Origin of the sequence: Erwinia oleae (assembly GCF_000770305.1) — a bacterium.
Lineage (GTDB): Bacteria > Pseudomonadota > Gammaproteobacteria > Enterobacterales > Enterobacteriaceae > Erwinia > Erwinia oleae.
Map to the genome: position 1 here is coordinate 16,528 of NZ_JNVB01000060.1, position 11,482 is coordinate 28,009.

Annotated in this window: 12 protein-coding genes and 1 pseudogene; 10 read left to right on the plus strand and 3 right to left on the minus strand. The window is 52.9% G+C overall.

Annotated elements, in window-relative coordinates:
* Nucleotides 1-25: 25 nt before the first annotated feature.
* Nucleotides 26-340, minus strand: a complete 315-nt coding sequence (gene bolA / locus GS12_RS17240) for a transcriptional regulator BolA (protein ID WP_034949149.1) — start codon at nt 338-340, stop codon at nt 26-28.
* A gap of 286 nt (nt 341-626) precedes the next feature.
* Between bolA and GS12_RS17245 the strand changes: the two genes are divergently transcribed.
* From GS12_RS17245 to GS12_RS17280, 8 genes are all read left to right on the plus strand, one after another.
* Nucleotides 627-1,205 (plus strand): lipoprotein, encoded by a 579-nt coding sequence (locus GS12_RS17245; protein ID WP_034912785.1) that lies wholly within the window; start codon nt 627-629, stop codon nt 1,203-1,205.
* A 45-nt stretch (nt 1,206-1,250) separates the two neighbouring features.
* A complete protein-coding gene (ampG, locus tag GS12_RS17250) occupies nt 1,251-2,732 on the plus strand; it encodes a muropeptide MFS transporter AmpG (RefSeq protein WP_034949150.1) in 1,482 nt (493 codons plus the stop codon).
* A 478-nt stretch (nt 2,733-3,210) separates the two neighbouring features.
* Nucleotides 3,211-4,131, plus strand: coding sequence for a cytochrome o ubiquinol oxidase subunit II (gene cyoA / locus GS12_RS17255; RefSeq protein ID WP_034912783.1), 921 nt, complete (start codon nt 3,211-3,213; stop codon nt 4,129-4,131).
* A 4-nt stretch (nt 4,132-4,135) separates the two neighbouring features.
* The gene (gene cyoB, locus GS12_RS17260) at nt 4,136-6,127 is read left to right on the plus strand and encodes a cytochrome o ubiquinol oxidase subunit I (RefSeq protein ID WP_034949152.1); all 1,992 of its coding nucleotides are present in this window, start codon (nt 4,136-4,138) and stop codon (nt 6,125-6,127) included.
* Complete coding sequence (locus GS12_RS17265; RefSeq protein ID WP_034912780.1) at nt 6,117-6,725, plus strand: cytochrome o ubiquinol oxidase subunit III; 609 nt, start codon at nt 6,117-6,119, stop codon at nt 6,723-6,725. Before cyoB ends, GS12_RS17265 begins: the two co-directional genes overlap by 11 nt.
* Complete coding sequence (locus GS12_RS17270) at nt 6,725-7,054, plus strand: cytochrome o ubiquinol oxidase subunit IV (RefSeq protein ID WP_034912778.1); 330 nt, start codon at nt 6,725-6,727, stop codon at nt 7,052-7,054. Before GS12_RS17265 ends, GS12_RS17270 begins: the two co-directional genes overlap by 1 nt.
* Nucleotides 7,055-7,067: 13 nt before the next feature.
* Nucleotides 7,068-7,955 (plus strand): heme o synthase, encoded by an 888-nt coding sequence (gene cyoE / locus GS12_RS17275; protein WP_034949153.1) that lies wholly within the window; start codon nt 7,068-7,070, stop codon nt 7,953-7,955.
* Between the two features lie 156 nt (nt 7,956-8,111).
* Nucleotides 8,112-9,476 carry an MFS transporter gene (locus GS12_RS17280; protein WP_034949154.1) on the plus strand — a complete coding sequence of 455 codons (1,365 nt, stop codon included), beginning with the start codon at nt 8,112-8,114 and terminating at the stop codon, nt 9,474-9,476.
* 29 nt (nt 9,477-9,505) lie between these two features.
* Here the strand turns inward: GS12_RS17280 and GS12_RS17285 are convergent, their stop codons facing one another.
* Nucleotides 9,506-9,997, minus strand: coding sequence for a YajQ family cyclic di-GMP-binding protein (locus GS12_RS17285; protein WP_034912770.1), 492 nt, complete (start codon nt 9,995-9,997; stop codon nt 9,506-9,508).
* Nucleotides 9,998-10,150: 153 nt separating this feature from the next.
* On the opposite strand from GS12_RS17285, the gene panE reads away from it, so the two are divergent.
* Both panE and GS12_RS17295 read left to right on the plus strand, forming a co-directional pair.
* Nucleotides 10,151-11,065 (plus strand): 2-dehydropantoate 2-reductase, encoded by a 915-nt coding sequence (panE, locus tag GS12_RS17290; RefSeq protein ID WP_034949155.1) that lies wholly within the window; start codon nt 10,151-10,153, stop codon nt 11,063-11,065.
* Nucleotides 11,019-11,291: pseudogene (locus GS12_RS17295) on the plus strand (DJ-1/PfpI family protein); the annotation flags it as partial. The gene panE and the pseudogene GS12_RS17295, both read left to right, overlap by 47 nt.
* Before the next feature lie 6 nt (nt 11,292-11,297).
* Here the strand turns inward: GS12_RS17295 and GS12_RS23510 are convergent.
* Nucleotides 11,298-11,482: IS30 family transposase (locus GS12_RS23510; protein ID WP_160279920.1), on the minus strand; the 185-nt coding region annotated here is incomplete at its 5' end.

Genomic DNA, 11,482 nt, shown 5'->3' on the forward strand with positions numbered 1-11,482 from the left:
TTGCCGCTTTATGTTGACCGGAAAATCACGCCAGCGTACCGGTTCCGCGGCAGCCGGGCGAAGCCGGTACGGTATCCTGCAAGCTTTCCCACTCTTTCACGGTATAAGTGTGCAGCGCCAGCGCATGGACGCTGCCGGCAAGTTCTTCCGTTAACTGGCCGTAAATGGCGCGGTGACGTTGCAGGAAGCGCTGGTTCACGAAGCTGTCGCTGACGATAACGACCTTAAAATGGCTTTCCGCGCCCGCAGGGACATTATGACGATAGCTTTCATCATGCACGTCCAGATGTACGGGTGAAAATGCCGTTCTTAACTTTTCTTCAATACGTTCACGCATCATACCCACACTCCTCTGCAACCTGAGCCGCGCCTCATTGCTTTAAATATTAGCTGGTTTACGCCGCTTCAGGTTTCACTTGATGAAAAATAACCCGCACTAAAAGCGAGCTACTCTGCATTTTTCCGGCCAATGCTGCAACCATGAATGATTGAGCGCCCGGCGCTTGCCGGGAATTAACGAAATATGATGAATTTACGCGCAGCCGGGGGCTTCCTCTTGCCTCAGGCGATGTTATGATAGCCGCAGTTTTATCTGCATCACCTCTTACGCAAACGAGAAAACAAGCATGTTAAAAAAACTGTTTTTCCCTCTTCTGGCCGCTCTGATTCTGGCTGGCTGTGCAAGCAACAGCAACACTCTTAACGTTACGCCTAAAATTCAGCTGCCTCAGCAGGACCCAAGCCTGATGGGCATTACCGTCAGCATTAACGGTGCCGATCAGCGCAGCGATCAGGCGCTGGCGAAGGTGACCCGCGATAATCAGTTAGTCACTCTGACGCCATCGCGCGATCTTCGTTTCCTGCTTCAGGAAGTGTTAGAAAAACAGATGGGCGCGCGCGGTTACATGATTGGCCCTGACGGCGCAGTTGATCTACAGATCGTGGTGAACAATCTCTATTCTGACGTTACCCAGGGCAACGTGCGCTATAGCATCACTACCAGGGCGGATATCTCGATTATTGCCACCGCCAAAAACGGTAATAAGCAGGTTAAAAACTATCGTCAGACCTACAGCGTTGAAGGCGCCTTCAATGCGAACAACACAAAAATCACCAACGCGGTTAATGCCACGCTCAGCGACGTGATCGCCGACATGGCACAGGACACCAGCATTCACCAGTTTATCAAGCAGAACGCACGCTAATCTCTTCGCCCGCCGTCTACCGGCGGGCGCTATTTTAAGGTTTCTATGGACAGCCAGTATCTTAAAATCTTCACACAACGTAACGCCGCGCTGCTTCTCATTCTTGGATTTGCCTCCGGGTTGCCGCTGGCGCTAACCTCCGGAACGCTTCAGGCGTGGATGGCCGTTGAAAATGTCGATATTAAAACGATTGGCTTCTTTTCCCTGGTCGGCCAGGCCTACGTCTTTAAGTTTCTCTGGTCGCCGCTGATGGATCGTTACACGCCGCCGATCGCCGGACGCCGACGCGGCTGGCTACTGGTGACGCAAATTTTACTGATCGTGGGCATCGCGTTGATGGGATTTATGACGCCCGCCCGCGATCTGACGCTGCTGGCTGCGCTGGCGGTGCTGATCGCCTTCTGTTCCGCCTCGCAGGATATTGTGTTCGACGCATGGAAAACGGACGTGTTGCCGCCGCAAGAACGCGGCAGCGGCGCGGCGATCAGCGTACTCGGCTATCGCCTTGCGATGCTGGTTTCCGGCGGGCTGGCACTGTGGCTGGCGGACCGTTTTTTGGGCTGGCAGGCAATCTGGTGGCTGATGGCGGCGATGATGATCCCTGGCGTCATCGCCACGCTGCTGGCGAAGGAACCGGAGGGAGCGACAGCCCGGCCACGCAGCCTTGAAGAGGCGGTGTCTGCGCCGCTGCGTGACTTTTTCAATCGTAATAACGCCTGGCTGATCCTCTCACTTATCGTTCTTTATAAGCTCGGCGACGCTTTTGCCGCCAGCCTTACCACCATTTTCCTTATTCGCGGCGTGGGATTTGATGCCGGCGATGTCGGCCTGGTGAATAAAAGCCTGGGGCTGATCGCCACCATCGTTGGCGCGCTTCTCGGTGGTCTGTTGATGCAGCGCCTGAATCTGTTTCGCGCGCTGATGCTGTTTGGTATTTTGCAGGCGATCTCTAATCTGGGCTACTGGCTGCTCTCCGTGACCGATAAGCATCTGTGGAGCATGGCGTCGGCGGTATTTGTTGAAAACCTCTGCGGCGGGATGGGCACGGCGGCGTTTGTCGCGTTGCTGATGACGCTGTGTAATAAGTCATTCTCCGCCACGCAGTTTGCGCTGCTGTCTGCCCTGTCGGCAACAGGTCGCGTCTACGTCGGGCCGGTAGCGGGCTGGTTTGTGGAATCCTGGGGCTGGCCCACCTTTTATGCTTTTTCTGTGGTGGCCGCACTCCCCGGCCTGCTGTTGCTGGCGGGTTGCAGCAACACGCTGGAGCAGGCCCAATCAGAACAACATTTTTCCCAACGAGAGCACTTTACATCCGGCTATCGCTGGGCGCTAAGAGCGCTAAAAGCCGGAGGTGTACTGCTAGGCATCTGGCTGCTTTTGCTGGCAGCACGCGCACTGACAGTTTTTAATGCGGGCGGTTTACTCGATCTGTTACCAGAAGCTGGCCTGGCGCTTACGCTGCTTGGGGTGATACTCGGAAGCCTGCTGGACTATATTGCGATGCGAAAACCGTCTTTGATGGAGTAATGTTAATCGTTGCATCATTCACGGGCCAATAGCGCTCGTCAAAACAGCAATGACATATCTATGTTAGAGACATTTTTTTAACAATTTTTGCGAAAGTTAATTTTTATCATGCTCAATTAATTGGGCTATTCGATATGCCTGAACACACTTTATCGATATTTAAAACCGGTGCGTAATTATATTAAATGGCATCTTATCGCACAAAATGATGCAGGGATGTTAAATAATTGGGCGTTATTTTTTGTGGTTATAGCAAAGCTGATTTTCCTGACAAATCTTTCATCGGTTTTTGTTATATAACCCCGAAATAGCTGCTAGTATTCATATCTTGTCACCTTATGTAACATCTGTGACAACCCTTGCAAAAGGCGTCAACACGGCGCTGACACTACCTGTTGCTGGTTTACAGTCCTGAAACCTTCCCGTAAAATGCCGCCACACTTAAACGACATAGAGCCCTTGTCATTGAGGTCGTTAAATGAGACTCATGAAATACAATAAAAGTTTGGGGATTTTGTCATTAATTACGGCCACTTTAGTGTTAAGTGGCTGTGATAGTGCTTTGTTAAGTCCCAAAGGACAGATTGCAATGGAGCAACGCTCGCTGATCCTGACGGCCTTTGGCCTGATGATGATCGTCGTTATTCCCGCAGTCTTAATGGCCGTGGTGTTCGCCTGGAAATATCGGGCATCCAATACCAATGCAAAATACAGCCCGAACTGGTCACACTCTAATAAAGTGGAAGCCGTGGTTTGGACGGTTCCTATCCTGATTATCCTGTTTCTCGCTATTTTGACGTGGAAATCCACGCACGCGCTGGAGCCGGGTAAGCCGATTGCTTCTGATGTGAAGCCGATAGAAATCGACGTGATTGCATTGGACTGGAAGTGGCTGTTTATCTACCCGGAACAGGGTATTGCTACGGTTAATCAGATTGCTTTCCCCGCCAATACGCCGGTGAACTTTAAGATCACCTCTAACAGCGTAATGAACTCCTTCTTCATTCCTACGCTTGGCAGCCAGATCTACGCCATGGCAGGCATGCAGACCAAACTGCACCTGATTGCGAATGAACCTGGTACGTTCAACGGTATCTCCTCTAACTTCAGCGGTCGCGGCTTCTCAGGTATGAAGTTTAAAGCGATTGCCACCCCGGATAACGCTGCGTTTGAGCAGTGGGTAGCCAATGCGAAAACCTCATCTCATACGCTGACGACGATGGATGACTTCGAGAAGCTGGCTGCGCCAAGTGAAAACCATCCGGTTGAGTTTTTCTCTACGGCAAATCCTGAGCTGTTTAAGCAGGTTATCGGCAAATACAAGATGAGCCACGGGAAAATGAACATGTCTGAACATGAAGGCATGAGCGAAGTCTCTCACGCGGGAGCCGAGGAATAAGACGATGTTGGGAAAATTAACCCTTGATGCTGTACCGTATCATGAACCCATTATCATGATCACGGTAGCCGCCATCATTCTTGGTGGTGTGGCTGTTGTTGGCGCCATTACCTGGTTCGGTAAGTGGCAATATTTGTGGTCTGAGTGGCTGACATCGGTCGACCACAAAAAACTGGGTATCATGTATATCCTTGTGGCGTTTGTGATGCTGCTCCGCGGCTTCGCCGATGCCATCATGATGCGTAGCCAGCAGATGCTTGCCTCTGCGGGCGAAGCGGGCTTCCTGCCGCCGCACCACTACGACCAGATCTTTACCGCGCACGGCGTGATCATGATCTTCTTCGTGGCGATGCCGTTTGTTATCGGTCTGATGAACATTGCGGTTCCTTTGCAGATCGGCGCGCGTGACGTGGCCTTCCCGTTCCTGAATAACCTGAGCTTCTGGTTCACGGTGGTGGGCGTGGTGTTGGTTAACCTGTCGCTGGGCGTGGGTGAATTCGCGCAGACCGGCTGGCTGGCCTATCCGCCGCTGTCAGGCAGTGAGTACAGTCCGGGCGTCGGGGTCGATTACTGGATATGGAGTCTACAGCTGTCCGGGATCGGGACAACGCTGACCGGGATTAACTTCTTCGTGACCATTCTGAACATGCGCGCGCCTGGCATGACCATGTTCAAAATGCCGGTATTCACCTGGGCCTCGCTCTGTACTAACGTGCTGATCATTGTTTCCTTCCCGGTGCTTACCGTTACTCTGGCATTGCTGACGTTGGATCGCTATTTAGGCTTCCATTTCTTCACCAATGACATGGGTGGCAACATGATGATGTACGTCAACCTGATTTGGGTTTGGGGTCATCCGGAAGTGTACATCCTGGTTCTGCCTGTGTTCGGCGTCTTCTCCGAAGTCGTGGCAACCTTCTCGAAAAAACGCCTGTTTGGCTATACCTCGCTGGTATGGGCAACGGTGGTGATTACCGTGCTTTCCTTTATTGTATGGCTGCACCACTTCTTTACCATGGGCGCGGGCGCCAACGTTAACGCCTTCTTCGGTATCATGACGATGATCATCGCCATTCCAACCGGCGTTAAGATCTTTAACTGGCTGTTCACTATGTATCAGGGCCGCATTCAGATGCACTCTGCGATGTTGTGGACCGTAGGCTTCCTGGTCACCTTCTCCGTTGGCGGCATGACCGGCGTACTGTTGGCCGTACCGGGCGCAGACTTTGTGCTGCACAACAGCCTGTTCCTGATCGCGCACTTTCACAACGTTATCATCGGCGGCGTGGTGTTCGGTTGTATGGCTGGCGTAACCTACTGGTTCCCGAAAGCGTTTGGTTTCACCCTGAATGAAACATGGGGTAAACGCGCCTTCTGGTTCTGGATTATCGGCTTCTTCGTGGCCTTTATGCCGCTATACGCGCTGGGCTTCATGGGCATGACCCGTCGCCTGAGTCAGGACATCGATCCGCAGTTCCATCCTCTGCTGGTGATTGCCGCAGGCGGCGCGGGGCTGATCGCTATCGGTATTCTGTGCCAGCTGATCATGTTCTGGGTATCGGTACGCGACCGTCATCTGAACCGCGATCTGACGGGCGATCCGTGGGGCGCACGTACGCTGGAGTGGTCAACCTCTTCTCCGCCTCCTTTCTATAACTTTGCAGAAGTGCCGCTGGTTGATGAGCGCGACGCGTTCTGGGAAATGAAAGAGAAAGGCGAAGCGTATAAGAAGCCTGCGCATTATGAAGAGATCCATATGCCGAAAAACAGCGGTGCGGGTCTGATCATTGGCCTGTTCAGCATCGTATTTGGTTTCGCCGCGATCTGGCATATCTGGTGGCTGGCAGGTCTTTCTTTCCTCGGCATGATCCTGAGCTGGATCATCAAGAGCTTTGACGAAGACGTGGATTACTACGTTCCGGTCGCCGAGATTGAGAAAATCGAAAATCAGCATTTTGACGAAATTAGCAAAGCAGGTCTGAAAAATGGTAACTGAAAACCTGGACGCCCATGCTAAGCATGGGCAACACCATCACGATTCAGGATCCAACAAGGTGTTTGGTTTCTGGATCTACCTGATGAGTGACTGCATTATCTTTGCCACCCTGTTCGCCACATACGGCGTCATGGTGAACAACACCGCCGGCGGCCCGGCGGGTAAAGATATTTTTGAACTACCGTTTGTACTGGTGGAAACCGCCCTGCTTCTGTTGAGTTCGATTACCTACGGCTTTGCCGTCATCAACATGAACCGGGAAAACAAAAGCGCCGTCATCGGCTGGCTGGCTCTGACCTTCCTGTTCGGTCTGGGCTTCATCGGCATGGAAATCTATGAATTCCATCACCTGATTGAAGAGGGCTTTGGCCCGCAGCGCAGCGGTTTCCTCTCGGCGTTCTTTACGCTGGTCGGCACCCACGGTCTGCACGTCACGTCCGGTCTGATCTGGATGCTGGTGCTGATGTATCAAATTGCGACGCGCGGTCTGACCGCGACTAACCGCACCCGTATCCTGTGTCTGAGCCTGTTCTGGCACTTCCTGGATGTGGTGTGGATCTGCGTATTTACCATTGTTTATCTGATGGGGGCCATGTAATGAGTCATTCTGTAAACGAACATGGCGCTTCGCATGGCAGCGTGAAGTCTTATATGGTCGGCTTTATCCTGTCGATCATTCTGACCGCCATTCCCTTCTGGATGGTGATGGACGGCAGCGCGTCGAAAGCGACCATTCTCGGTGTTGTCATTGTTTGTGCGGTGGTTCAGGTGCTGGTGCACCTGGTCTACTTCCTGCATCTCAACACCTCATCCGAAGAGAGATGGAACCTCGTGGCAATTGTCTTCTCTTCGATAATCATCTTGATCGTTGTTGCTGGCTCGCTATGGATCATGTGGAACCTCAACTACAACATGATGGCGGACTAACCGGGCTACCGTGATGATGAAGCAATACCTGCAAGTAACGAAACCAGGAATTATTTTTGGCAATTTAATTTCTGTCATCGGGGGATTCCTGCTGGCTTCCAAAGGCAGCATCGACTACGCCCTGTTTCTTTCCACCTTAGTTGGCGTCTCACTGGTGGTCGCGTCAGGCTGTGTTTATAACAACCTGATTGACCGGGACATCGACAAAAAAATGGAGAGGACCAGGAATCGGGTGCTGGTCAAAGGTCTCATCTCCGTTAATGTCGCCCTGGTTTATGCCACCGTTCTGGGTATTGCTGGTTTCGCACTGCTGTACTTTGGCGCTAATCCGCTGGCTATGTGGCTGGCCGTGATGGGTTTTGTGGTGTATGTCGGCGTTTACAGCCTGTATATGAAACGCAAATCCGTTTACGGCACGCTGATTGGCAGCCTGTCCGGCGCGGCGCCGCCGGTGATTGGCTATTGTGCCGTCACCGGACAGTTTGATGCGGGCGCGCTGATCCTGCTGGCGATCTTCAGCCTCTGGCAGATGCCGCACTCCTACGCGATTGCCATCTTCCGCTTTAAGGATTATCAGGCGGCAAACATCCCGGTTCTGCCAGTGGTGAAAGGCATCTCCGTGGCTAAAAACCATATAACGCTGTATATCGTGGCGTTTATGGTGGCGACCCTGATGCTGACGCTGGTGGGCTACGCAGGCTACAAATATCTGATTGTGGCGTCCGCCGTCAGCCTGTGGTGGTTAGGAATGGCGCTGTCCGGCTATAAAACGCAGAACGACCGCGTTTGGGCACGTAAGCTGTTCGTTTTCTCCATCGTAGCGATTACCGCCCTGAGCGTAATGATGTCGATTGACTTTATGACGCCAGCGTCAAAGGATCTGCTGACTTACGTCTGGTAATGCACGACGCGTCTTACCACGTAATACCCGATACCCTTCATCTCTACGCAGCGACAGCGTCAGATATGCAGGGTATCTTTCTTTTTGTTACGACTTTCATTTTACCGCCCTCCCCCGCCCCCTTAAAATACCCGCACCAGATAAACCGAGGTAGTAATGAACGATAACAAAATGACGCCGGTCGAACTGCGCGCGACATGGGGTTTAGGGACTGTTTTTTCCCTGCGTATGCTGGGCATGTTTATGGTACTCCCCGTACTCACCACTTACGGCATGGCCCTTCAGGGAGCCAGTGAAACCTTAATTGGCCTTGCTATTGGTATTTATGGCCTGGCGCAAGCTGTTTTTCAGATCCCGTTTGGATTGCTGTCGGATCGTATTGGCCGTAAGCCGCTGATTATCGGCGGCCTGCTGATCTTCGTCCTGGGCAGCGTTATTGCTGCGATGACAACGTCGATCTGGGGCGTGATCCTCGGCCGTGCGCTACAGGGCTCCGGCGCTATCGCCGCGGCGGTCATGGCATTGCTCTCTGACCTGACGCGTGAGCAGAATCGCACCAAGGCGATGGCGTTTATCGGCATCAGTTTTGGTATCACCTTTGCCATTGCGATGGTGCTCGGCCCCATCATCACCCACGCGCTGGGACTGCACGCGCTGTTCTGGATGATTGCGCTACTGGCGACCGGCGGTATTATCATCACCCTGTCGGTGGTGCCTGCCGCGCCCAACCATATACTTAATCGTGAATCCGGCATGGTAAAGGGAAGCATACGCCACGTGCTGGCGAATGCGCGTCTGGTAAAGCTGAACGTGGGGATTCTTTGCCTGCATATTCTGCTGATGTCGAGCTTTGTGGCCTTACCCGGCGTTTTTGAGCAGGCGGGCTTCCCTGCCGAACAACACTGGAAAGTGTATCTGATAACAATGCTGCTCGCCTTTGCCAGCGTGGTTCCTTTCATTATCTATGCAGAAGTGAAACGCCGTATGAAGCGTGTGTTTGTCTGCTGCGTGGCGCTGATGCTGATTGCCGAGATCGTGTTATGGGGCGCAGGCGATCACTTCTGGACGCTGGTGGTGGGCGTGCAGCTCTTTTTTATCGGTTTCAATTTGATGGAGGCGATCCTGCCCTCACTGGTCAGCAAAGAGTCGCCGCCTGGCTATAAAGGCACGGCGATGGGGATCTACTCAACCAGCCAGTTTATTGGCGTGGCGATTGGCGGCAGCCTTGGCGGCTGGGTCTATGGTCATTTTGACGCACAGATGGTTTTCGCTGGCGGTACCGTTATCGCTGCCGCCTGGTTGCTGCTAAGCTGCACGATGAAAGAGCCGCCGTACGTCAGCAGCCTGCGTATTTTGCTGGGTGAAAATCATCATGATACGGCGAAGCTGGAGAAAAGACTGTGGGCGCAGCCTGGCGTAAAGGCGGTGTTAATTGTGCCGCAGGAGAAAAGCGCCTATGTCAAAATTGACAGCAAAGTGACCAGCCGGGTTGAGCTGGAAGCGCTGGTCGCGTCCGGCTGATAGAGCGGGGAGCCACTCCCCGCCCATTTTTAGTCGCGGAAGTTTTTAAACTGAAACGGCTGGCCCAGATTGCCGCCGCGTACCAGCGCCATCGCGCTTTGCAAATCGTCACGTGACTTACCGTTGACCCGCACTTCTTCGCCCTGAATCTGCGATTGAACCTTAATTTTACTGTCTTTAATCAGCTTGACGATTTTTTTTGCCACCTCGGTAGCGATGCCCGATTTCAGTTTGGCCTCAACGCTCCAGAGCTTGCCGTTATGCTCAATCTCTTCCGGCACGTCCAGCGCGGCACCCTCGATGCCGCGCTTCAGCAGTTTTTCACGCATGATCTCGACAAGCTGCTTAACCTGAAAATCTGATTCGCTGAGCACCTTAACGGATTCGTTTTTCTCATTCAGCTCAAAACTGGCGGTCACGTTGCGAAAATCAAATCGGGTTGCCAGTTCGCGGTTGGCATTTTCCACCGCGTTTCGCACTTCCTGCATGTCAATTTCTGAAACGATATCGAAAGAAGGCATGATTTTTTCTCCAAATTCTAAAGTGACATGCATAATACCTACTTAGGCGTTTTAAAAAAACCATGGGCGTTGAAAGCTATAATAGAGACAGCATGCAGGTAAAACCCATCGCAGGCGAACTGCGACAATGCTTTTTACGGACAGGGAGGCGAAATGAGAATAACCGTTTTGGGGTGCGGTGCATTAGGACAAATTTGGCTGGCGGCGCTGGATAAGCAGGGACACAGCGTACAAGGCTGGCTGCGCGTTCCGCAATCCCACTGCGCCGTGCAGGTGGTGACGCCACACGGTATTACCTACAGCAAAACCTTTATGGCAAACGATGCGCAGTTTCTTGCCGGAAGCGATCTGCTGCTGGTCACGTCAAAAGCGTGGCAGGTTTCTGAAGCGGTAAAAAACTTACCTTTGCCTGATCGCTGCCCCATTTTGCTGCTGCATAACGGTATGGGCACGCTGGATGAATTGAAATCGCTGCGCCAACCGGTGCTGAAAGGCGTGACCACCCACGCGGCAATGCGCGACGGTTCGCGCGTAGTGCATGTCGCCTCAGGCACTACACACATTGGTCCCCTCTCTCCGGAAGGTGCGGCGCTCAGCTATCTGGCTGAAGTTTTGCATCAGGCTCTGCCGGATGTCGCCTGGCACAACAACGTCGCTTCTGCCGCCTGGCAAAAGCTGGCCGTTAACTGCGTGATTAATCCGCTTACCGTGCAATACGACTGTCCAAACGGCGAATTGCTGAACCATCCGCAGGAGATTGCCGCGCTCTGTCGCGAACTGGCGATGATCATGGCGCGTGAGGGGCAGCACACCTCACCGGAAGCGCTGCTGTCTTTTGTAATGGACGTTATCGACAGCACGGCGGCAAACATCTCTTCGATGTTGCAGGACATCCGCGCGGGCCGGCGAACCGAGATTGATTATATTACTGGTTATGTGATCCGTCGGGCGCGCGCGCAGGGCCTGAGCCTGCCGGAAAACACCCGTCTTTTTGAGATGGTTAAACGAAAGGAACATTACAATGAGCACGATTCCATCGGTGCTGGTTTGCCTGGCACCTGGCAGTGAAGAAACTGAAGCGGTAACGACGATTGACCTGCTGGTTCGCGGCGGAGTGCGCGTCACCACCGCCAGCGTGACCGATGACGGCAGTACCGACATTGTCTGCTCGCGTGGTGTCCGGCTGCTGGCCGATGCGCCGTTGATAGAGGTTGCGGATAATGAATTTGATGCCATTGTATTGCCGGGCGGCCTGAAAGGCGCGCAAGCCTTTCGCGACAGTCCGCTGTTAGTTGTGAGTTCAACTGATGGACGCAACACACTTATTGAACCGTTCTGCGGGTGATTCATAGTCTAGCGTTTTTCTCGGTCTTTCGTTGAGCTGTCTGGCAACGCTGTTTAGTCTCTGCTGACTGTGAACCGATAAGTCAGTTCCCTTTGGAAAATATTGTCTTAGCAACCTGTTCGTATTTTCATTTGAGCCAC

What these genes read in the sequence shown, in the direction of transcription:
- GS12_RS17265 (WP_034912780.1), top strand. Translation starts at nt 6,117, where the DNA reads ATGGTAACTGAAAACCTGGACGCCCATGCTAAGCATGGGCAACACCAT.
- cyoA (WP_034912783.1), top strand. Translation starts at nt 3,211, where the DNA reads ATGAGACTCATGAAATACAATAAAAGTTTGGGGATTTTGTCATTAATT.
- cyoE (WP_034949153.1), top strand. Translation starts at nt 7,068, where the DNA reads ATGATGAAGCAATACCTGCAAGTAACGAAACCAGGAATTATTTTTGGC.
- GS12_RS17280 (WP_034949154.1), top strand. Translation starts at nt 8,112, where the DNA reads ATGAACGATAACAAAATGACGCCGGTCGAACTGCGCGCGACATGGGGT.
- GS12_RS17285 (WP_034912770.1), bottom strand. Translation starts at nt 9,997, where the DNA reads ATGCCTTCTTTCGATATCGTTTCAGAAATTGACATGCAGGAAGTGCGA.
- cyoB (WP_034949152.1), top strand. Translation starts at nt 4,136, where the DNA reads ATGTTGGGAAAATTAACCCTTGATGCTGTACCGTATCATGAACCCATT.
- GS12_RS17245 (WP_034912785.1), top strand. Translation starts at nt 627, where the DNA reads ATGTTAAAAAAACTGTTTTTCCCTCTTCTGGCCGCTCTGATTCTGGCT.
- bolA (WP_034949149.1), bottom strand. Translation starts at nt 340, where the DNA reads ATGATGCGTGAACGTATTGAAGAAAAGTTAAGAACGGCATTTTCACCC.
- panE (WP_034949155.1), top strand. Translation starts at nt 10,151, where the DNA reads ATGAGAATAACCGTTTTGGGGTGCGGTGCATTAGGACAAATTTGGCTG.
- GS12_RS17270 (WP_034912778.1), top strand. Translation starts at nt 6,725, where the DNA reads ATGAGTCATTCTGTAAACGAACATGGCGCTTCGCATGGCAGCGTGAAG.
- ampG (WP_034949150.1), top strand. Translation starts at nt 1,251, where the DNA reads ATGGACAGCCAGTATCTTAAAATCTTCACACAACGTAACGCCGCGCTG.